24 protein-coding genes and 2 pseudogenes are annotated in these 19,991 nt (G+C 32.1%); 17 read left to right on the top strand and 9 right to left on the bottom strand.

The genetic code is table 11. The annotated features are described in order from the left end of the window. Positions 1 to 94: 94 nt before the first annotated feature. On the bottom strand, positions 95 to 379 hold the full coding sequence (locus F5ESL0233_RS02175) for a hypothetical protein (RefSeq protein ID WP_122058515.1): 285 nt from the start codon (positions 377 to 379) through the stop codon (positions 95 to 97). A 69-nt stretch (positions 380 to 448) separates the two neighbouring features. Here F5ESL0233_RS02175 and F5ESL0233_RS02180 point away from each other — a divergent pair, with 69 nt between their 5' ends. The 8 genes and pseudogenes from F5ESL0233_RS02180 to F5ESL0233_RS02215 all read left to right on the top strand — a co-directional run bounded on the left by F5ESL0233_RS02180 (position 449) and on the right by F5ESL0233_RS02215 (position 5,267). After that, the gene (locus tag F5ESL0233_RS02180; protein ID WP_233554950.1) at positions 449 to 1,405 is read left to right on the top strand and encodes an alpha/beta hydrolase; all 957 of its coding nucleotides are present in this window, start codon (positions 449 to 451) and stop codon (positions 1,403 to 1,405) included. Positions 1,406 to 2,235: 830 nt separating this feature from the next. Continuing rightward, positions 2,236 to 2,424: a hypothetical protein gene (locus F5ESL0233_RS08235; RefSeq protein WP_122058518.1), complete on the top strand. Its 189-nt coding sequence runs from the start codon at positions 2,236 to 2,238 to the stop codon at positions 2,422 to 2,424. 24 nt (positions 2,425 to 2,448) lie between these two features. Further along, positions 2,449 to 3,207 carry a hypothetical protein gene (locus F5ESL0233_RS02195; protein WP_122058520.1) on the top strand — a complete coding sequence of 253 codons (759 nt, stop codon included), beginning with the start codon at positions 2,449 to 2,451 and terminating at the stop codon, positions 3,205 to 3,207. Positions 3,208 to 3,222: 15 nt separating this feature from the next. Beyond that, the gene (locus F5ESL0233_RS02200) at positions 3,223 to 3,918 is read left to right on the top strand and encodes an ATP-binding cassette domain-containing protein (protein WP_122058521.1); all 696 of its coding nucleotides are present in this window, start codon (positions 3,223 to 3,225) and stop codon (positions 3,916 to 3,918) included. 207 nt (positions 3,919 to 4,125) lie between these two features. Then, positions 4,126 to 4,320: an ABC transporter transmembrane domain-containing protein gene (locus F5ESL0233_RS02205; RefSeq protein WP_255409628.1), complete on the top strand. Its 195-nt coding sequence runs from the start codon at positions 4,126 to 4,128 to the stop codon at positions 4,318 to 4,320. A 40-nt stretch (positions 4,321 to 4,360) separates the two neighbouring features. Continuing rightward, a pseudogene (locus tag F5ESL0233_RS08500) lies at positions 4,361 to 4,624 on the top strand (ABC transporter transmembrane domain-containing protein); the annotation flags it as partial. Between the two features lie 24 nt (positions 4,625 to 4,648). Beyond that, positions 4,649 to 5,017: a hypothetical protein gene (locus F5ESL0233_RS08365; protein WP_233554952.1), complete on the top strand. Its 369-nt coding sequence runs from the start codon at positions 4,649 to 4,651 to the stop codon at positions 5,015 to 5,017. After that, positions 5,007 to 5,267 carry a DUF2087 domain-containing protein gene (locus F5ESL0233_RS02215; protein WP_122058524.1) on the top strand — a complete coding sequence of 87 codons (261 nt, stop codon included), beginning with the start codon at positions 5,007 to 5,009 and terminating at the stop codon, positions 5,265 to 5,267. The genes F5ESL0233_RS08365 and F5ESL0233_RS02215 overlap by 11 nt, the downstream gene beginning before the upstream one ends. A gap of 1,007 nt (positions 5,268 to 6,274) precedes the next feature. Here the strand turns inward: F5ESL0233_RS02215 and F5ESL0233_RS02230 are convergent. Then, positions 6,275 to 6,490, bottom strand: a complete 216-nt coding sequence (locus F5ESL0233_RS02230; protein WP_147442581.1) for a hypothetical protein — start codon at positions 6,488 to 6,490, stop codon at positions 6,275 to 6,277. Between the two features lie 80 nt (positions 6,491 to 6,570). Between F5ESL0233_RS02230 and F5ESL0233_RS02235 the strand changes: the two genes are divergently transcribed. Both F5ESL0233_RS02235 and traF read left to right on the top strand, forming a co-directional pair. Next, positions 6,571 to 6,756, top strand: a complete 186-nt coding sequence (locus tag F5ESL0233_RS02235; RefSeq protein WP_122058529.1) for a hypothetical protein — start codon at positions 6,571 to 6,573, stop codon at positions 6,754 to 6,756. A gap of 3 nt (positions 6,757 to 6,759) precedes the next feature. Then, positions 6,760 to 7,050, top strand: a complete 291-nt coding sequence (traF, locus tag F5ESL0233_RS08505; protein WP_122058530.1) for a conjugal transfer protein TraF — start codon at positions 6,760 to 6,762, stop codon at positions 7,048 to 7,050. Positions 7,051 to 7,054: 4 nt separating this feature from the next. On the opposite strand, the gene F5ESL0233_RS02245 is transcribed toward traF, so the two are convergent. Beyond that, positions 7,055 to 7,240, bottom strand: coding sequence for a hypothetical protein (locus F5ESL0233_RS02245; protein ID WP_122058532.1), 186 nt, complete (start codon positions 7,238 to 7,240; stop codon positions 7,055 to 7,057). A 291-nt stretch (positions 7,241 to 7,531) separates the two neighbouring features. Between F5ESL0233_RS02245 and F5ESL0233_RS02250 the strand changes: the two are divergent. The 5 genes and pseudogenes from F5ESL0233_RS02250 to F5ESL0233_RS02270 form a co-directional block, all read left to right on the top strand. Continuing rightward, positions 7,532 to 7,705 (top strand): annotated as a pseudogene (locus F5ESL0233_RS02250) (type II toxin-antitoxin system RelE/ParE family toxin); the annotation flags it as partial. After that, complete coding sequence (locus F5ESL0233_RS02255; RefSeq protein WP_233554953.1) at positions 7,680 to 7,898, top strand: helix-turn-helix domain-containing protein; 219 nt, start codon at positions 7,680 to 7,682, stop codon at positions 7,896 to 7,898. The pseudogene F5ESL0233_RS02250 and the gene F5ESL0233_RS02255, both read left to right, overlap by 26 nt. 395 nt (positions 7,899 to 8,293) lie before the next feature. Continuing rightward, positions 8,294 to 8,467, top strand: a complete 174-nt coding sequence (locus F5ESL0233_RS02260) for a lactococcin 972 family bacteriocin (RefSeq protein WP_122058535.1) — start codon at positions 8,294 to 8,296, stop codon at positions 8,465 to 8,467. 4 nt (positions 8,468 to 8,471) lie between these two features. Continuing rightward, positions 8,472 to 10,622, top strand: a complete 2,151-nt coding sequence (locus tag F5ESL0233_RS02265) for a hypothetical protein (protein ID WP_122058536.1) — start codon at positions 8,472 to 8,474, stop codon at positions 10,620 to 10,622. Then, positions 10,623 to 11,252 carry an ABC transporter ATP-binding protein gene (locus F5ESL0233_RS02270; protein WP_122058538.1) on the top strand — a complete coding sequence of 210 codons (630 nt, stop codon included), beginning with the start codon at positions 10,623 to 10,625 and terminating at the stop codon, positions 11,250 to 11,252. Between the two features lie 329 nt (positions 11,253 to 11,581). Here the strand turns inward: F5ESL0233_RS02270 and F5ESL0233_RS02275 are convergent, their stop codons facing one another. The 5 genes from F5ESL0233_RS02275 to rlmD form a co-directional block, all read right to left on the bottom strand. After that, positions 11,582 to 11,899 (bottom strand): YxeA family protein, encoded by a 318-nt coding sequence (locus F5ESL0233_RS02275; protein WP_122058540.1) that lies wholly within the window; start codon positions 11,897 to 11,899, stop codon positions 11,582 to 11,584. After that, positions 11,896 to 12,561, bottom strand: coding sequence for an ATP-binding cassette domain-containing protein (locus tag F5ESL0233_RS02280; RefSeq protein ID WP_122058541.1), 666 nt, complete (start codon positions 12,559 to 12,561; stop codon positions 11,896 to 11,898). The genes F5ESL0233_RS02275 and F5ESL0233_RS02280 overlap by 4 nt, the downstream gene beginning before the upstream one ends. 10 nt (positions 12,562 to 12,571) lie before the next feature. Further along, positions 12,572 to 14,602, bottom strand: a complete 2,031-nt coding sequence (locus tag F5ESL0233_RS02285; protein WP_122058543.1) for a hypothetical protein — start codon at positions 14,600 to 14,602, stop codon at positions 12,572 to 12,574. 467 nt (positions 14,603 to 15,069) lie between these two features. Then, the gene (locus F5ESL0233_RS02290; RefSeq protein ID WP_122024511.1) at positions 15,070 to 15,918 is read right to left on the bottom strand and encodes a hypothetical protein; all 849 of its coding nucleotides are present in this window, start codon (positions 15,916 to 15,918) and stop codon (positions 15,070 to 15,072) included. Between the two features lie 795 nt (positions 15,919 to 16,713). Continuing rightward, positions 16,714 to 18,090 (bottom strand): 23S rRNA (uracil(1939)-C(5))-methyltransferase RlmD, encoded by a 1,377-nt coding sequence (gene rlmD, locus F5ESL0233_RS02295; RefSeq protein ID WP_122058545.1) that lies wholly within the window; start codon positions 18,088 to 18,090, stop codon positions 16,714 to 16,716. 126 nt (positions 18,091 to 18,216) lie between these two features. Between rlmD and recX the strand changes: the two genes are divergently transcribed. Both recX and F5ESL0233_RS02305 read left to right on the top strand, forming a co-directional pair. Next, positions 18,217 to 19,032, top strand: coding sequence for a recombination regulator RecX (gene recX / locus F5ESL0233_RS02300; RefSeq protein WP_122058547.1), 816 nt, complete (start codon positions 18,217 to 18,219; stop codon positions 19,030 to 19,032). A 10-nt stretch (positions 19,033 to 19,042) separates the two neighbouring features. Continuing rightward, a complete protein-coding gene (locus F5ESL0233_RS02305) occupies positions 19,043 to 19,522 on the top strand; it encodes a hypothetical protein (RefSeq protein ID WP_122058548.1) in 480 nt (159 codons plus the stop codon). Between the two features lie 3 nt (positions 19,523 to 19,525). On the opposite strand, the gene F5ESL0233_RS02310 is transcribed toward F5ESL0233_RS02305, so the two are convergent. Then, positions 19,526 to 19,987, bottom strand: a complete 462-nt coding sequence (locus F5ESL0233_RS02310) for a hypothetical protein (protein ID WP_090093019.1) — start codon at positions 19,985 to 19,987, stop codon at positions 19,526 to 19,528. Positions 19,988 to 19,991 lie beyond the last annotated feature (4 nt).

Consider the following 19,991-nt stretch of genomic DNA (forward strand, 5'->3'; position numbering starts at 1 on the left):
TTTGAGAGGATCAATTCGATCCTCTTTTTTGGTGAATAACAACTAGAAAAAATTCATAAAAGAATTGTATTAAATAAAATTTTTAATGACGGTCTTATTGAAGATAAATTGCATTTTTTTCTGGCACAATTTGGACACCATATAAAGTAAATTTTTGCTCATTTAGTAGCACATAAAGCGGAATACTTAAGCCGTGTAAATTTTTAACTAGGTAAATGACTTTGGCCTTTGTCATTGGCAATTTCCCGGGATATAACAGACCTGCGCTACTAGTAATTTTTAACTGCGTAAGTGGGTAAACTTGGTTATCAATACTAAAAAATAATTTGGTTCGTTGATTTAAATCGGCAGTCAATTGTAATAAATCAGTTAATCTCATAAATTTCATCCTATACAAACTAAAAATGTTATACTATTGAATATTGTATTAAGAAAAGGTGGCTTCACATTGAAACGAATAAAACACAAAAAGTTGTGGCTATCATTGAGCGCAGTTACTTTGCTGGTTTTTGTTATCTTCATTGGAGCAGGATGCTATTTCTTCAAAATGGCATGTGTTCCTGGACCTAAGAGTTTTTTGAGTTCTTCGAGCAATAAACTCAAAAAATCTGATCCCCTATATAAAGAAAAGCTGTGGTTTAAAAAAATTAATAAACAAAAATGGTATATTAATTCTGCTGATAATCGTTATCAGTTAGATGCTAATTATATCCCTAAGTCTGGTTCAAACAAAACCGTAATTGTTTTACCAGGTTATATGGATACTAAAGAAGACATGGGTGAGTACGATGCTCTTTTTCACGAGTTAGGCTACAATACTTTAACACCTGATCCTCGTTCACAGGGTAAGAGTGAAGGAAAGTATATTGGCTATGGTTGGCCCGAAAAAGATGATATTAAAAAATGGATTGACTTAGTTCTGGAAAAAAACGGTGCTAAGCAACAAATTGTGGTTTATGGTTTGAGTATGGGAGCAGCCACTGCAATGATGGTTAGTGGATTAAAATTACCGCACCAAGTCAGAGCCTTTATTGAAGATTGCGGCTATACCAGTGTTAAGGATGAAATTGAGCATGAGGCACAAGTTCTTTATAATATGCCAGCATTTCCGCGCTTTCCATTAGTTGAAATCTTGAGTGGTATTAATAGAATTAAGGTTGGGTATTTTATGAATGATGGCTCAAGTGTTAACCAATTACATAAAAATCAACGTCCAATGTTATTTATTCATGGTGATCGTGATACATTTGTTCCTACTAAAATGGTTTATACTAATTACTCTGCAACTAGAGGTCCTAAAAAGTTGTGGGTAACTCCTAATTCTAAGCATGCAAAGTCTTTTGCTGATCATCCTAAGCTTTATCGGCAAAAGATTGGTGATTTTTTGTCGCAGTATGTGAAGTAATTATTGACGGATAAAAAGAGTTGACACAGTTTGAATGATTGGACCATAAATTTTAATAATTACTAGTCTAAGGCTTGATGTTGATTTTTAATCGATATTAAGCCTTTTAGTCGGCTCAAGTGAAACAGCCAACCGGCCGCAAAACAATTTGCTATCAATTTAAGCTTAATTATAGCAAATATTGCATAACCTAATTTTTTCATTTGCAGTCCGCTTTGCTGGTAAAAGTTTTGAAAAACAAAATCGCTCAGGATACAGTTTTCGCTAATTTTTAGCATTAACAAGCAAATTGACAATAAATACTTTACCTGCTGGCGGCTTCTCTAGGCCCAGTTAAAACATTAAGCAAAGTTATTTTGCCGGCACCACTATTGGTCTGCTTCGAGGTTGCAGTTAATGCTTTCGAATATATTTTTTTCTTGATTATGCAAAGGTCCGCGTAAAAATAGACAAAAGTCAAAATTAAATTTTTTTATTAATAACTAAAGTTAATAATTAAAAAAAGTTTGACTTATATGTAAAAATTAAATAAAATTATCATAATTTATCAAAGCCTGATAGCTTGGATGAAAACATGCATGTTATAGAAACTTCTCAATGAATCATTTGAGTTAGGTCTTGTGTTGCTAGAAATTAACAAAGATAAAAAAATCATTCTTATCTGATGAAGATTTTGTATCATTAAATAATATATATTCAACTAATGATGCATTTTGTTCATTTAATTGTGGGATAATCCAAGAATATTCCGAACTATTACCACTTGCAAATGCTATGAACGCTATCGATGGTAAAAGAGATCAACTTAATAGATTATTACAGGTCTTAATATGTATATAGTTAAAGATGATTTAGGGAATCTTTTAGTACCGGGCACATTGGGCTATAAATGTTCTATGGATGTTAATACTGGTGCTACAGGAGTATTAATGAATCTTTGTGATACTAGAGCTAAAGATAAATGGAATTCATGGTTTCCTGTTTTAGGCGATAAATTCAAATTATTTCAAAAATATTAGGTAATATTCACGGAGATTTCTGTTATGAAAAAAAGGTTTTATTCGTTATATAAGATTTTCCTTATTAACTCTTTTAGTAACAAGATTGCATTAATGTTTAACATTATATTTCCTGTCATATATTTTGCTATATCTAATGCTGCAGTCTTGACTAGTAACTATACTGTCAGCAAGAATCAGCTAATTAGTGGAAGTGCATATTACTTTTCTTATATTGCTTTAACAACCATTCTAAATTCAGTGATTTTGGCAATGATTGAGTATCGTGATTATGGTTATTATAAAATTATTTACATGGTATCTAATTCCAAGTATCTGGTATTGATTAGCCAATTTTTATCTCAATGGACATTTTTAATAGTAGAATTATTCCTTTTCAATTTAATTACCACACTATTTTTTAGATCATTTGCTTATTTAGGTTATTTACTGGTGACCACAACAATTGCAGCAATCGTATTAGTTTTACCTTTAACTATGGGTTTATATTTTTTGCTAACGGTAAAGTTAAAGTTACAGACTTACAGTATTGTTAATACATTAATTGTTTTTGGATCATTCATGTTAGTAACGGTTGAAACAAAAAATAATTTGTTAAATTTATTATTATTGTGTACACCTATTAAATATTTAATGACGGGGTATGAAGTAATAATGCAATTCCTATTTTATAAAGTGAATTTGAATGCTCTTATTAACTTGTTGATCGTTATTGTATTTTATGTCTTACTGGGGATAATTTTTATTGCAAAACAAAATATTTCGACAATTTTTGAAAAATAGTTTTAAGGAGATAATATGGAAATTAAGCATTTGAACTTTTCTTATAAAAATAAAGAAATATTTGCGGATCTTAATACCAAATTTACTGACGATCAGTTAAATGTAATTATTGGAAGTAATGGCGCTGGTAAAACGACTTTGCTTAATATTATTTATGGCTTTACTAAAGCCAGCTCTGATTTAGCTATGACAAATTTTCCCTCTATGCCTAATATTATTTATAAATTTCAAAATATGACTTTTTTTGCTGAATTGACGGTAAAACAAGTAATAAATTTTTTTAAATCAATGAATGATCATGCCATTACAATCACAGATTCGCAAACTCGCTTTTATAATGAAATAATAAAAAAATTGCTGAATACCAAGTTAAGGCTTTTATCAGGTGGCGAATACCAAGCCGTTATGGTTTATTGTACTTTCATAATGGATCGAGAATTATATTTGTTCGATGAACCCCTTAGCGAAGTTGATAGCTATATTGAAAATTTGCTTTTAGAATTAATTGTATCTCTCGTCGTTGAAAAAAAGAAAAAAGTTATTATGACTTTACATCAACTGAATAAATTAAATTCATTGCCGGCACATATTGTATTCGTTGGCAACAAAAAATGTATTTTTCAAGGTGATCTCAGTCAAATGTTGCATGCTGCAGATACAGATGACATTGAGATTGCGTTTAAGAAAATGTGTCAGGCTATATCTTGTTAAATTAAGAGTACTTTTGATTTATCAGAAGTGATAAAAATATAAAACTAATAAAACTGATTAAGCTAAACAAATTATTTTGGTTAGATTTGCTTTGTGTATTAATCGGAAATACGTTATACTTGCACCACTATACATAAAAGAATTGATTGACTTAAATAATATTATTTAAGTCAATCAATTCTTTTATTATTAATATTTAAATTAATAATAGTATTACTTATGCAAGCTATACTAGGTTCTGGTGGTAACTTTTTGATTAGTAGAGAAGGAGAAAAACAAATTTTCAATATTAGGCGTACTCTAGAAAAACATTTAATCAGTTTACCCGTTCAATTTTACGATAATCAAAATAGAGGAAAATTAACTAGTCGAGTAATTAATGATTCCACTAAGCAAATTTGAAGAAAAAATCGTCATAAATATTTAGAATAGTTTAAGCGATTTATCAAGTATTACTACAGAAAGTTTTAGAAATATTCAAACTATCAAGTTAAATTGTGCCGAAGCTAACATCTTAACAAAATTTAGTAACAAATTATATAAATTATCAGTTAAGGGTGATACTGTTTATACAATACTATCATTTATTCAAAGCTTGATTTCTTTTGTATTGATAGTTCTCGTCTTATTTTATGCTGGTTGTAGAGTTCAAACAGGTACACTAACTGTTGCAGTTTTAACTTCTTTTTTAATCTGTTTCTTTCAAATAATCAGCTCTGTCAATGTAATTATGATATTTTATCCTAATTGCAAGCAAATAAACGGTGCTGTTGAAAAAATAGATGCAATTTTTAAAGCACAAACTGTTCCTTATTTATCGATTTTTTTGCTCAATACTATATTCGGTAGTATTGAACAAATTCTTCAAGAGACAATACTACAACAAAGTATTACAATGGAATCTAATAGGGCAACAATAATTTCAGTCAGTAATGCACTTGATGCGGGTGTTTCTGTAATTGTTTTGTCAATTAATGGTTATATATCAGATAATTTTGGAATTGGTAGTGCTTGGATTTTTTTAGCAACTTTAGGGATAGTTTTATTTGGAATAAGCTATTTGTTAAATAGAAAGGCAGTAAAAGTTAATGGAGGATAACATTACATTAGATAAGTACGTGGATTCTAGAGGTAGAGTAAAAATTTGGCCGGGAAAAGAAAAAAATCGATTACTTGTCTTATCTTATTTAGCGACTAAATTTGAGCCTGAAAAGAAGTACTCTGAACAGGATGTAAATCTCATTTTAATGGGACTTATAGATAATTATGTTACAAGAAGACGTGATTTAATAGAATATAACTTTTTGAATAGGACGGATGACGGTAGATTATATTGGAGAAGTAAATAATTTCTTTGAAAAGTAGTACTTTTGCTATCAAGGTCTTTAAGACCATCTGGCTATTATCTGTATCAAGTGAACCAGTTAGTTCATCGGCAAAAAGTTCTTTAGGCTCTTTTAAAATTACTCGCGCTAACGCTACTGGTTTTATGTATCAATTAAAGCAAATAAAGCAAAGTTTTAAAAAAACCGCAATATTCACGATACGATTTTCGCTGATTTTTAGCATTAACAAGTAAATCGGCAATAATTACTTTACCTGCTGGCGGCTTCTCTAGGCCCACTTAAAACATTAAGCAAAGTTATTTTGCCGGCACCACTATTGGTCTGCTTCGAGGTTGCAGTTAATGCTTTCGAATATATTTTTTTCTTGATTATGCAAAGGTCCGCGTAAAAATAGACAAAAAACTTATGGTTTTAAAAGCAATTTACGTGTAAAAATTATAGCCTGCCCCAGTAAAATGGCTGACAATAGTTTAAATTAGCTTTTAAATGTATATTTGAATAAAAAAGCACACAAAAATACGACCTCCGAAATTATTTTAATTCCGAAGGTCGTATCAAAACATTGCAATCACCTTTTTTGTTTTGAATGTGAATAAAACGGGAACTAGTCTTATTTGCAACTACACGCTAAATCACTTAATAAATTTATCCACCGAAAAGTGACATTATTCCTACCCCAAAAACATGTCCATAATCATTACCACTCAATTATTCCTAATGCTATAAACCAAATGAGTGCAATTATGATGCCATTTGTTTGTTGTCTTTTTATTCTCACGTTTTCAGTCTCTGCCTTATTAGCATTAATGTCTCCAATTAAACTTGCAAACAACATACTTATTTCCCAGATTATAAGACTTATAAAAGATCTCATGCTATGCTCGAGAAGTAATGCCTGTAAGGGAAAAAGAAAGAAAATACAATTTACACAAGTGGTTTGATAATTACCATATAATTTTTTAAGTAGTTTCATATAATTATCATAAAGCCTTATAAATGTTTAACTAACATTAGCAAACCGCATTGCCCACAGTATGCATAAGTGTCTTATAACCATATCCGAAAACCGCACCTGCCAATGGAGAACCCAGTGCCGAACCGGCACCCATAAAAACAGTTCCTAGGGCATCACCAGTATATTTAAAAGTATTACTGCACAACTTTCTATTCTTCTTTTTTCTTAAGAGCGGATTTTCATTTTCCCCCAAAAATAGTATATCTGCCATTTCCATAACTACCTAATTTTTTGATGTAAGCTTAATTATAATATAATATTACCATACATGTATAAAGATGATTATATACAATGAAGTTAAAAAAAGTGACATATTTTTTTGCTTATTTGTTAAGTTTAAGCTTTCTACCACCAACACTTGTAAATGCAGAAATGGATACCGCATCAGTATCTTCAAATAATATAAAAGCCATTATTGATTATCAACATAAAACTTATTCTAAATCAGTTGCTGGTTTCAAAAAAATATCTCCCTAAAAAATAAAGACCAAAAAATATGCTTATCTTTTTTGGGGAAAGAAATCTTGCCCATTCTGTCGTGCATTTGTTCCTAAACTTGCTGAAATTAGTCAAAAACGTCACATAGAAATTTATTATATTGACACAACAAACACCGATACAGACCCCATACTTAAAAAAATGCGTAAACATTTTAAAGTAACAGGTGTACCTTGTCTTACAAAGATCAAAACTTACAAATCTTTTAAAACACTGAAGCGTGCTAAGACAAGTCTTTCTAAATTTTTAACAAAGCGGTTTTATTCTGTTTAACAATTTAACCCAAGATTACCTTTTCGATAAAATCACCCAAATTACCATTAAAATTTTTCCTTGGTATTTCATGCGGAGTATCGAGATAATCATCGGTAAAATACCAACTATGGATCACATTTTTTCCATCATCGATATACATTATTGCGCCATACCGACTTTTAGCTCCCTTACTCTTGTCGTAAAACATTCTATAACTTCCAGTTAGGTTGTTTTCATGCCAGTCAAACCAATTCCCATTAGAGCTCTGCTATATAGTTTTAATGTTGTATAAGCTCTCCTTTATTATTTAATTGATTTTACAAAAGTGATTTGTCAATCATCAAACTTCTGGATGATTTTATAAACACCATCATTGTATCTGCCTATGGCCCCATCTATAAAGTTTAGATCAGTTGTTTTACAATGATAATCACCATTGTTTAAAAAGTTCCAATGTATGGCTTTACCAACGGCCAAAAAACAAAAATGAGTTAAAAACCTATTCGAAATTCGTTCTCAATATTCATCAAATATACAAAGAGCAATATATTTCACGTTTGCTAGCAACCATTACGTCATCACTCATGGTTTTACCAAAAAGATGAAAAAAGCACCGGTAAGGGAAATTAATAAAGCCAAGGCAAGCTGTGATACAGTACAATATCAACCTTGAGATTGCAGTTCAAGTTAAGAAACTACGTGATAGTCTGGGCTTAACGCAAAGGAAATTTGCTAATCTGGTAAACAAGCCGCAATCAACAATTGCAAGAATTGAAAATGGCTCATTTAACGCTTCCACTATGTTGCTAAGCGAAATTGCTCAAGCGGTCAATATAAAAGTAAAAATTGAATCCACGCATGCTTAATTTTATATTAAATCTAAAGGAAAAAGTAAATTTATAGCTTTTTCTACTATCTCTTAAAGCAGTTAGTTCAATAGAGCCCACCCTATTATTCATATTAAAATTCGTGTTATACCTATTTTGGTTACAGTTCATTAGCAAAAAGCAAAGTAGACCAATTGTTCTGTGACAAAATGTCGGGGGCAAATAATAAGCGTCTAATATCAAACAAATAAAATTATAAAAACATGTGTAAAAAATAATGTTATAATTTTAACAGTAAAGCGATATCATTATGAAAAAACATAAATCATGACAGAAAGAAGGCCTATTTAATGTTAAAAAAATTAACCACAGCTCTTGCAACTAGTGATACATCAGCTCCATATGAATGGCATCACATAGATGATGGAGATTGACTGTTTGGCGTTTATGGAACAAAAGTGCAATCAACATATAAACATAGTAGTCGGAATCATGCTGCAGCGGCTAAAAATGCCAATGGCGATGGTAGACGCGTTTATGCCCGTGCAGGATCAACCGCCTTTTCAAAGGTTAATGTAGCTATCAAAGGAAATAAATTTAGAGGATAATTTTATGAAAAAAATATTATCATTTAGCATGATACTCTTTTTAACTTTTTCTGGAATATTGATCATAAGTTCTTCGATTAACAGCTATTTCAACCAAGTACTGTATTATCAGCAAAAAGAGGTATCATTACAATTACGAGACAATGCAAATTATTCAAGCTTAATTAATCAGCTTCAAAAAGCAGCAACAGGAACTACCAGTGTATCCCAGTATTTTTTTACTGGGCAAAATGACTTGATTATTTATAGTGCTAATACAAACTTACCCATCAAAAGAGGAACCGCTTCTAGCAGTGACGTTACAAATTATAAAAAAACAGGGTCAGCGTTACTGCTTCCAAACTCGCAATACAAAGTTAAATTATATCCATTTAACAAGATAAAAAATTTGGGGTTAAATAATGTCTTTTATGTACGTGGAAATGTTGCTAAAATTACCAGAATAATGCGTCACTTTGGTATAGTTAAAATAAAATCGGAAGTTAACGAAACTGCTCCTGAAAATAATAATAGAATAAATTTTATTACACTAGCGCTTCTCACAGGAATAGTATCATTAATTTCGTTAATGTTTGTTATTATAAAAGAACGACAAGCTGTTATATTACGAAAATTTTTTGGTTACCGACTTATTAATAATGTATATCAATCTTTTCGAAGTATATCGGTTGCAATAGTTATTGCAATAATTACTAGTGTAATATTACTAATTATTTATGCAGCCTATAATAATATGTTGATTTACTATAAAACATTTGTGTCATCATTATCAGTATTTTATGCCAGTTACTTATTTTTAATAATTTTGATTTATGGTGCTGCAAAAAGTATACAAGCAAAGTCTCAAATAACTTCATTTAACTGGGCAAGAGGTTCATTAATGGTTACAGCTGCTAGTGCAATAGGATTTATAGTCTGCATTTTACTTGTTAGTATTAAGATTCCAGCAATTCATCAAGATTTTTTATATTATCAAAAACAAATAAAAAGTCTTAACTCCTGGATATCGACCAAAAATATATATCAAACGAATGTAACTAATCAGTTGGATCGAACTGAAGATCGAACTGAAGTGACTTACGATATTAGTGCGAAAGATTTGTGGCAACGACTTAAAAAACAACATAAAACTTTTGTTGTTTTTTCTGATAACCTATTAGGTACTTATGGTGTAGCTAGACGTGGTTCAACTAAGCGGCTAGTTCCGTGGTACAAAATTAATTCTGATAATAAGTCGGTACAAGATTACATAATTCTTCCTTCTGGACGAGCCATTACTGCAGACATAAATTATTTAAAACTGTCTAAAACAAAGTTAGTAAGTGGAGCCAAGATAGCTGAGTTACAACCAACACTATTTACAAAGATTTTAATAGTACCAGAAAAATATAAAAAGTTTGAATCCCGGATTCGTTCTAATTATTTATCTGAATTTCTGTTTCAATTGAATACTGATTTTAAAGATTGGCGTCATAGAGAACATACTCCAAAATTCACCCGTAAAAATTTAAAAATAAAGATAGTTTATGCTAAAAACGGACAAAATTATTTTACTTATAATCCTAACTCTGGCGATAATTTATCATCTAATATGGTTAGAGATCCAATCATAAGACTATTTGATAACTATCAGAATAGCCTTAGTTATGGCAACCTATTTACTTTGAATGGAGGTTTCTTCTTTTTTAATAAGCATGTTGGCCAAGCCTATGATCAAATAAAACCGCAACTTATTGAAAGTAGAATGGGAAGTACTATAAATTATGTAACCTCTATCTATACGCAAAAGGCACAACTTGTTCAACAAACTCAAAAAGATGTAAGTATGACATTAACTCAATTGATCCTGTTTAGTGTTATTTCTTTTGTTTTGCTTTCTGTGTTAATAAGTCAATATTATATGTTACGTGAAAGAGAAATTATAGTTAAGCGTTTAATGGGCTATCCAATTTATAAGATTATTTTTAACTTTATAATTTTTATTGTTAGTATTTTTGTAATCTCTAGTATAATTTCTGTTTATCTAGCACATGCAATAGATTGGTTAAGCCTGGTAATATCAGGGTTACTTTGTGTTGCAGCTATAGCATTATCATTTATTATAATTATATATGATATACATAATAGAAATAGAACAATGGGGAGTGATTCGTGAATGATAATTGTAAAAGAAGTATCAAAATATTATAATAACACACCAGTGCTGCAAAACATCAATTTAGAAATACCACAGGGTTCTTTTTGTAGTATTTCGGGGGAAAGTGGGGCTGGAAAAACAACATTTTTAAAAATTGTTGCTGGAATAGAAAAGCCCACTTCTGGACAGATTATTTTAGATAATATCGAATTAAGAAAAATTAGTTATCCAGATTTATGGGGAAAGCGCTTCTCGTTTGTATTTCAAAATTATTTTTTGCTAGACGATAAAACTGTTAAGGATAACTTAAAGTTAGCAAAAAGAAAAATCAGTGAAAACGAAATGCTAAAAGTGTTATCTCGTGTTGGTTTGCAATCAGAATTATTAAATCAATCAGTATTTAAATTAAGTGGCGGTGAAAAGCAAAGAGTGGGTATTGCGAGAGCAATTATTAAGCCGTTTGATGTACTTATTGCTGATGAACCGACAGGCAATCTTGATTACCAAAATGCTCAAGCCGTGACTAAAATTTTTAAAGATATACAATCATATAATAAAACAATTATAGTGGTTTCACATGACGATAATTTTCAAAAAGTTGCAGATCAAAAACTCTATCTTAAAGATTATAAATTAATATCTGAATGAAACACTTATTGTTTTGCCAAATATATTGTAGAATATAAAAATAAGTATTAGGTATTTACGTGGCTAAAAGAGTCTATGCCATGCGTTAGAATTAGCGCTGGCGTTTACCTCATTTTATTATTATCTTGTTGACTTATATCGACAATCATAAGTAAATAAAAAGACCGTTCCAACATAATTTTGACAGATTATATTGGGACGGCCTTTTTGATTAAAGCATAATTTGCCAACCGCTCTCAAAACAATTTGATTTGAATTTAAGCTAACAAATGTGCAGTATTCTAAATGATAGCGGTCCTTTAGTTTTGGGGTTAATCTTACTTAAAAAATCAATCTTGCAATCTTGGCATCTCATTCTTAGTGATATAGTCAATAACCTTGACATACTGACCCTTGTGGTGGATTACTATGTATTGCCGACTTGGATCATTTCCACCAACATATTTTATCTTATACGGCAATTTTTTGCCCGACTTGTCAATCGCCTGTACATTGTAATATTTTTGCGTATGCTTAGGCACCTTGGCATAATCAGTTTCCATCTTAATCATTGGATTAAGATAGTCAGTGTATTGGTTATGAATTAGTAACAGGGCAGCACATAAAATAGTAACAATAATAATAATTGTAAGACCTAATTTTTTCATTTGTATACCTCTTTGTTGGTAATCGTTATTTTCTTATTGGCAATTTTAATTACATAGTCACATTGCTGCCAAACTGCTGGGTCATGCGTTGCAATTACCACTGTTGCAGTTGGATCAAATCCAGTCAGCAGGGTCTTTAAGACTATCTTACCATTATCTGCATCAAGTGAACCAGTTGGTTCATCAGCGAAAAGCTCTTTCGGCTCTTTTAAAATTACTCGCGCTAACGCTGCCCGTTGCTGTTCTCCACCACTTAGCGTGTAAATTTTTTGCTTCAATGGTATATTGGCCAACCCAACCTGACTTAAAGCAGCCTTCATTTTGGCATCGGCCTCTGTTTTAGCCAATTTTTGATTGGCTAATCCAAGGCGCAAATTCTGTCTAACCGTTTCTGTATCAATTAAAGCAAAGTTTTGAAAAACGAACCCGCAATCTTCACGATACAGTTTTCGTTGATTTTTAGCATTAACAAGCAAATCGTCAATAAATACTTTACCCGCTGTCGGCTCCTCTAACCCACTTAAAACATTAAGAAAAGTTGTTTTGCCAGCACCACTATTGCCCACTATGGCATAACTTTTGCCTGTTTCGAGGTTGCAGTTAATGTTTTCGAATATAGTTTTTTCTTTAAATTTTTTGGTAAGATGTTCTACTTTAATCATTTTATGACTCCTAATTCCCGTGATTAAGGGTAATCAATAAATTGTGCTGCGCACGCCAATAAGTTAATAAGATAACGCCGGCCTCTAGTAACAGGTAAACGTAGACAACCGGCATTAAGGATAGGTAGTGCAACCTGGTTAAACTTAGGGCAGTTACCAAGAAGTCTAGTCCTAAGTTAGTTAGCAAGAAGCTTCCCATCAAATGAGCATTCGACCTACCAAACACTCGATAAATTGCTATCTTGCGCCGCTGACTCTGCAAAAAGGTTGTACTAACAAACACAATGATAAAGATCAGCTGCAGTAGCGATAACATAGTTGTAATGGTTAAAATGAGCAATTGTCGATTGACATTTCTCTGATATTCAGCTATTCTTGCTCGTTTACTTGTAATACCAATAACATACGGCATTAGACCCAGTTGCTTAACTCTTTTTCTAAGAAGCTTTAAATTAGAAAACTGGATTGTTCCTTGACTAATGGTTGATGAATAAAAAGAATCAGATAAAAACTTGTTGTTCACAACTATAATCAAGGGGTTCATCGAGAGCGATGACGTAATTTCGTAACCAACTGTGTAATTAAAAATATTCTGTCCGTTGGCGATAGGTACAACTTGAATAGCTGGTAGCTTTTTTTTCTGCTTTTGATAGTAATTAGGTAAAGTCTGTTGAAATTTAAGGAAGTTTCTTAGCTGCTTCTTAGCCTGTTTTACTTGGTCTAACCGGTTATATGGGATTAATAGTAAAACTTTGTTAGCAGTAAGCCTAGTAGGATTAAAATTAAGCTCACTATTCTTAATAAAATTACTATTGGCAATAATCACATTGCCATTTTCAGGCTCAGTATCACGCATTGCTGGGTGAAATTGTTGCGAATTCTGGGCAACAATTGTTCCAGGTGACTGCACTACTAACTGGTGAGCCATTTTGTCCATTTTTTTATCTTCATACTTGTCATTAATATTCCAATATCGCTGAAGTGAATAAGTATTTTTTTGCCTTTGCCATTTTTTAATTATATTAGTATCTCTAATATAAATTTTATTGTGATTAGTTAAAGAAATAGTGTTAATCATAATCAAAGCCAGCAGAAGTATCTTTAAAACATAGCCAATTAGTAAGAAAATATATGTTGTTTCTGCTCCCTTAATTGCCTGATAAGGATCAATCAACGCTAAAACTACATAAGATATAGTATTCAAAACCAAAAAGCTCAAAAAGACAACTGATAGTAAAACTAAAGCATAGGGCAAAAAGAAACGCCAGCCGCTGATTGTAAAGGTAGTTAGCCCCCAGATAATCATCACTAACATAATTACCCCCAGAGCTCCAATTAACATAGGAGATTCATCTTTCAAATCGTTCTTAATTATCTGCCAGTCGCTTAAGCCATTAATCTTCATAATTGCATAAGCTTTAAAGCGAAAAACTTTCTCTAGTACCATCACAATAAATAAAGTGCCAATAATTCCAATCAAGACAATTAAATCAAATTTTGAAAAATTATCTACAACTATTTGCCCCAAACTTTTTACTGATAAGGAATTATCTATAACCTCCGTCTTTAATCCAAGGGTATGGAATTTTGACAATATTTGGCCTAAAGCTTCATTTTTGGCATTAGTGCAATATAGGCCATTAATTTCTTCTAAATTTAGCTCGGTATTCGTCAATTTTTTAATAGCTTCAGCTTGATAAAGTGAATAGTCATTAATTGGAGTCCCAAAATTGTAAACTACCTTGCTTTGTTGCCCGTTAAACTTATTAATGCGTAACTTAACTAAAGAACTATTTTCAGCTTGAGCTACTTGCTTCAACTTAGTAAAAATTGTCTTTTTTTTGACCTTTTTAGTGTACTGTTTGCTAGTTAATTGTTTCTGCCATTTGGCAATTACTTTTGGGTTCCAACTAGTAATGTTTATAATGGTATTGTTTTCTGGGATTGAATTATTATCATACTCACGAATAAAGCCTGCAAATAAGGCAAGCACGACAACCGTGATTAGAGAATAAAAAACAATTTTTGTTTTCCGCAGCATCTTTAAACCTCATGTTATTAAAAAACTCACGAGTAAAGTCGTGAGTTTAATTATTTTTATTATTAATTAAAATTAGCTTATATCATAATAAGCAGCATTTCCGTGTGGAGCTTTAGGAGCAGACGCTCTTGACTGAACACCCTTTGGTTTCCAATCACTACTTACAAGTTGAAGCAAGAGCAGGGAGACTAGTCATGCCAAGTGTAGCAATTGTAGCTACACCAGCAACAATTTTCTTTAAATTTTTCATAATATTCCTCCTAAATAAGATTATTATCTGTTATACCATTATTCATAATTACTATAATAATTGAATGAAACAGACGATCCATATTACTACCTCACAACTATAAAAATTAATTTTTATATGGTTATAATAACTCGTTTTTTAAAAATAAATGCAAAAGTGGTATAAATGCTACTTTTATAGCAAATATGCCAGTTTTATTAGTAAAATTGACTACAAGTTACTTATTTTCTATCAGAAAGTCTTTAAGTTCATTACTGTATTCAGTCATGCCTGCCAAAGCTATATTTCGGATAACGTCATGGCACTGATCTAAGTAATGTTCTTCTGATTTTTCTTGGTATTGTAATAGGCCTTTAAAGAAAAGCAATAAAGTTTTATAAAAGTATATTTCCGGTATAGTAGCAATTTCTTCGGCACTATTGATATAAAAATCTACTTCTTGGTAGCGCTTTTCCTTAATGCAAAAAATCAAAATATTAATTATTATTCCCAAAATGTTTTTTTGAATAGAAATTGAATTATTGTTTTTAAATTGCGTAACTGCACGTTTACTGATGATTAAATTTTCGTCTAAATTATAAAAAGATATACAATTGCAATAAAGTTTAAGGGTATCAGCATCAAAAACATCGGCAACAAAGATTCGGTTTTTCATGTTTTCTAAGGTAGCCGCATCAATACTAGAATAGTCATCATCAATGATCGCTATGTAAATATTAAGCAGCATTAAATGTTCTTCTTTATTCGGCAAATCTCCCTTAGCAATCTGATTATAAAGCTTGAGCAAATCAGCCCTTTTCCCGTTATAATAGGCCTTATTAGCGGCTAAACGTAATGCTCGATCTTCTGAGCTTATTAAGCGATCATGTGGATTTAACTTCTCAAAAAATTCTATTACCGAAATTTTATTTGCATGCAACAGGTTAATCAGATCATCTGCGGAGATGCGGTTCAGTCCTTTTTCCACACGCGCATAAAAAGACGGGCTAAGTACATTTTTTGCCCAAGCCTTTTTAGTTGCAGCGTGCATTAAGCGATATTTTTTTAATAGTTCACCAATTTCCATTATTAACTCCTTTAGCCTAATTTCTTTTACACTTTTTTATTGTGGAATTGATTTATAATAATTGCAATCCTAATTGAAAATTATTAAGCAAAACTATTATTATGTTAAATAATTAATTGAATTGCTTATTTAGTGCCAAAATGCCGGGGGTAAATACTAAATGACCCCAACTGCAAAACATGTTAGATTAGATCCGTGAAGATGATGTGGCAATTGTAACCGAACTTGATCGCTTAGGGTGCAATAAGCAAGACTTAACTAAGATTATGGGTGCAATCAAAACAAAGGGGGTAACTCGCTAAACAATGTTTGGCTTAAAGCCCCATCTCATAACTTGGTAAAGTTAAATTTTAGTGTTTATCTGTGTTTTGTTGAATGTGGGTCAACGAACTCGTTATGAGCTAATAAAAATATAATCATAATTTTTAGATATTGCCGCAAATGATAATGACATGTTCTTGCTCTTTTACATAGTCTGTAGCTTCACACATTTTCTTTCTTTCCTTTTTTTCAAATTCAGGAATTTAATTTTCTCTCGCCCAAGGATAATTCATTTAATGATGGTTTAATTTAACGGGCACTTTTTTGTAGGCTTAAGAACGGAAATCTTTTCTAGGTACGAAGCTGGCTATCACAATTTACCTGAATTAAGGCAGGTGATTAATGATTATCTGCATAAGGTGCAGACTAAAAGGCTTAATGCCAATTGAAGATTGCCATCAAGCCTTAGCCCAGTAATTATTAAAATTTATTAGTTCAACTTTTGGAACTTACTTTAATTGTGTCAGTTTTTTATTATCTTAAAGTTAACTTGACAATACATTCACACCGCGGTGTTTGCGGTAGCATATCGACGTTTTCGATTAAACGAACATTATAAACATCACTAAGTAAAACGAGATCTTGCGCTAGCGTAGATGGATTACAAGAAATATAAACAAAAGTTTTGGGTTTAATTTTTAGTAAAGTCTTAATTAAACTTTTGGCTAAACCTGTTCTAGGTGGATCTACGATTAGTGCATCGATTGAGACCCCATTTTGCTCTAGTTGAGGAAGAATTTTTTCAACACTACCTTGGATATAGTTGGCGTTATGTAAGTGATTTAATTCAACGTTATGGTTGGCGTCTGCAACAGCTTCTGGGATAGTTTCAATACCAATTACTTGTTTAACTTGATCAGCTGCTAAGATTCCTAAAGTTCCCACTCCACTATAAGCATCAATTAGGGTGTCCTCTGGACCTAAATCTAAAAACTTCAGAGCATGTGAGTAAAGTGTTGCGGTTTGAACTGGATTAAGCTGGAAAAAGGCTCGTGGTGAGAGAGCAAATTTTTTCGTTAAAATCTCATCAATAATTTGATTTTTACCCATTAGTTTGGTGGTTTTATTACCCCAGACCTGTGGATTGTGCCAATCCGTCTCATTTTGAAAGACACTGACAACATTTGGTAAATTAATAATTTCGGCACTTAATGCCGGTAAGTTTTTAATAAGATGACCAACGGTTACTAAAGTAACCTGTATTTCGTTAGTTGCTTGGGCTTGACGGACTACAATAGTTTTTAAACCATCTGTATGGCGGTATGGATTGGCAATTGCTACGTGAAACTTTTCTACTAGCTCTTTAATTTGGCGCTCAATTTTTTGCGTTTTTTCACTCTGGGTTGGCATAATGGGTAAGTCATATAGCTGGTGGGAATTAGGCGCAAATAAACCTAAATTAATCTGCCCATGATCTTGTTCAATTTGATATTGAGCTTTGTTACGGTAGTGCCATTGATTGGGTGCTGGAATTGTGGGCTTGACTTTATATTTGTTATAACCGCGGGGATGATATTTTTTCAAGGCTTCTAAAACATTATCCCGTTTAAATTTTAGTTGCTTTTGATAGGACAGATGGGCTAATTCTAAGCCGCCAATTGCTAAATCTACTCCCGCAGGAAAATCTACTCGATCAGGACTTTTTTCTTTGATGCGAACTAGTTCAGCCTGAATGTAATGGGGGAATTCTTTAATAATTTTGGCAACTACCACTTCATCAGGTAGTGCATTTGGAATAAAGATAATTTTTTTACGATAATAGCCAATACCTTCGCCATTAATGCCAAGTCTTTTAATCGTAATAATTACATTTTTTTCGTTAGTCATTGTTTGCTTAACTTTTTGGTTCATAATTTTTTCTTTCTACAATAAAAATATTAAGGGTTAATAACATATTCTACTCTATCGAAAAAGTTTTTAGCAAGAAACAAAGAAATTTGTTAGCATAAAAGAGAAATAATAGGAGGGTGGATAAAGATGCCGATTATTACTAAAGTTAGTAGTCAAAAAAAACCTGGTCGCTATAATATCTTCTTAGATGGTCAGTATGCTTTTTCAGCTAGTGAACGAACAATAGCTGAATTTGTACTTTTAAAAGGACAAGAATTAAGTAATGAGAAAGTTGAAGCCGTAAAACAATTTGATGCTGATGCTAAGGCAACAAGTATGGCATCAATTTTTCTAAGTTATGAACCGCGTACGGTTTATGAAGTGTTACAATATTTAAGCAAGCATGGTATTGCTGAACAGTCAGCCCAAAGTGCAGTACGAGAACTTAGTGAAATGGGCTTTTTGGATGATCGGCAATACGTAAACCTTGTATTACAACAAAATTTACGTATTGGCACTGATGGACCACTAAGTTTAGCGCGCAAGCTTGAGCAAAAGGGAATTGATCCTGAAATAATTCAGCAAGCGTTTGAGCAGGTTGATGAGGAACAGTGGCAAGAGCTAGGATTACGTGTTTTACGGTCATTGAAAAGTAAAATTGGTCAGATAGCACAAGTGGAACTTGAACGTAAGATGCGCACAAAATTGCTGAGTCATGGCTTTACTAGTGACCTTAGCGCTGAAATTGTTGCCCAAAGCAATTTACAAACAAATCAAGTAGCACAATTAGCTGCTTTAAAAAAGCAGGGGATAAAAGCCTATAAACGATTTCGAAGGTTAAATAAAAGTGAACGTGAAATTAAGATACGTAATTATCTTTATGCACATGGCTTTAGTAGTAGCGAAATTGAGTCTTTCCTGCAAGGAGAAATTATTCCACTTGATGAATTGGGAGAATATTAGGAGATTGATTATGAAAAAATTACAACCGCAGTTAACTTTTATCGGCCGCCCTTTTGCTGATCAGTTGCTAGACGAGCAACGCACTTTTACACAAGCTAATTTAGAAATGGAGCAAAATGAAGTCTTTCAGTCCTTCTTGGCTAATAATAATTTGAAGGCAAAAAGAAGTAATATGATTGTTTTTGGTCCAGAAAATTTTATGTATTGGTATGGAGTAACTGTTGCTAAAGAAATTGAAGTTCCGCAAGGGTTGCTGCGTTTTGTTTTACCTGAGACGCAAGTAGCAATTAAACAACAGAATAATCAAAATCTTTCATTTTTTAGTCAGCCCTTAAATGTTGTGGTAGCACAATTTTTACAAGAAGTAAGGGATGAAGGTATTCAAACTTATGAAAATCTTGGTGATAGTTCAATGCCATATATAGTGCAAGATTTAAATTTAAATACTAAACAATTAACCCAAATGTTGTATCTTGAGGCTGATAATTAAAAGCTAATGTTGGTTAGGGTCAATAGAAAGATTGTCATATTCAACATAAGCACCTAAACATGTTGATAAAAGCATAATCAAGAAAACAAAGCCGACAGATTTGCCAACTATTTGATCTAAAGTTAGAAAATGTCTAACCACAAAAGTTGCCGCAAAACATAAAATAAAATCAAGTATGACGTTTGCCACTAGGAGTACATATCGCCGCCTAATACTGAAAAAGCGTAGCAGTTGCTTAAGAATGCCATCATTAACTTCTACAGCCAATAGATCGACAGGTCGCTGAATAGTTGCTTTAATGGCAAACATAATAAAAGCACCAACTATTGCTCCAATGACCGTTCTAAATAAATCAGCCGAGTGTAAAACGAGTGCATCATAGCCGATGCCAATAATTGTGAGGCTACACAAATAGGGAATTAATAGTAAAAAGGTGAAGACAAGTAAGACGTGACTTTTTTTCATAGAT

This window comes from Lactobacillus sp. ESL0233 (genome assembly GCF_003692995.1).
Classification (GTDB): domain Bacteria; phylum Bacillota; class Bacilli; order Lactobacillales; family Lactobacillaceae; genus Lactobacillus; species Lactobacillus bombicola.

Coding starts and splice junctions, on each gene's coding strand:
- F5ESL0233_RS02245 (WP_122058532.1), bottom strand. CDS start 7,240: ATGTTTTACGACAAGAGTAAGGGAGCTAAAAGTCGGTATGGCGCAATA.
- F5ESL0233_RS02175 (WP_122058515.1), bottom strand. CDS start 379: ATGAGATTAACTGATTTATTACAATTGACTGCCGATTTAAATCAACGA.
- rlmD (WP_122058545.1), bottom strand. CDS start 18,090: ATGAACCAAAAAGTTAAGCAAACAATGACTAACGAAAAAAATGTAATT.
- F5ESL0233_RS02310 (WP_090093019.1), bottom strand. CDS start 19,987: ATGAAAAAAAGTCACGTCTTACTTGTCTTCACCTTTTTACTATTAATT.
- F5ESL0233_RS08235 (WP_122058518.1), top strand. CDS start 2,236: ATGTATATAGTTAAAGATGATTTAGGGAATCTTTTAGTACCGGGCACA.
- F5ESL0233_RS02275 (WP_122058540.1), bottom strand. CDS start 11,899: ATGAAAAAATTAGGTCTTACAATTATTATTATTGTTACTATTTTATGT.
- F5ESL0233_RS02265 (WP_122058536.1), top strand. CDS start 8,472: ATGAAAAAAATATTATCATTTAGCATGATACTCTTTTTAACTTTTTCT.
- recX (WP_122058547.1), top strand. CDS start 18,217: ATGCCGATTATTACTAAAGTTAGTAGTCAAAAAAAACCTGGTCGCTAT.
- F5ESL0233_RS02290 (WP_122024511.1), bottom strand. CDS start 15,918: ATGGAAATTGGTGAACTATTAAAAAAATATCGCTTAATGCACGCTGCA.
- F5ESL0233_RS02230 (WP_147442581.1), bottom strand. CDS start 6,490: ATGGCAGATATACTATTTTTGGGGGAAAATGAAAATCCGCTCTTAAGA.
- F5ESL0233_RS02270 (WP_122058538.1), top strand. CDS start 10,623: ATGATAATTGTAAAAGAAGTATCAAAATATTATAATAACACACCAGTG.
- F5ESL0233_RS02305 (WP_122058548.1), top strand. CDS start 19,043: ATGAAAAAATTACAACCGCAGTTAACTTTTATCGGCCGCCCTTTTGCT.
- F5ESL0233_RS02195 (WP_122058520.1), top strand. CDS start 2,449: ATGAAAAAAAGGTTTTATTCGTTATATAAGATTTTCCTTATTAACTCT.
- F5ESL0233_RS08365 (WP_233554952.1), top strand. CDS start 4,649: ATGATATTTTATCCTAATTGCAAGCAAATAAACGGTGCTGTTGAAAAA.
- F5ESL0233_RS02200 (WP_122058521.1), top strand. CDS start 3,223: ATGGAAATTAAGCATTTGAACTTTTCTTATAAAAATAAAGAAATATTT.
- F5ESL0233_RS02285 (WP_122058543.1), bottom strand. CDS start 14,602: ATGCTGCGGAAAACAAAAATTGTTTTTTATTCTCTAATCACGGTTGTC.
- F5ESL0233_RS02235 (WP_122058529.1), top strand. CDS start 6,571: ATGAAGTTAAAAAAAGTGACATATTTTTTTGCTTATTTGTTAAGTTTA.
- F5ESL0233_RS02215 (WP_122058524.1), top strand. CDS start 5,007: ATGGAGGATAACATTACATTAGATAAGTACGTGGATTCTAGAGGTAGA.
- F5ESL0233_RS02280 (WP_122058541.1), bottom strand. CDS start 12,561: ATGATTAAAGTAGAACATCTTACCAAAAAATTTAAAGAAAAAACTATA.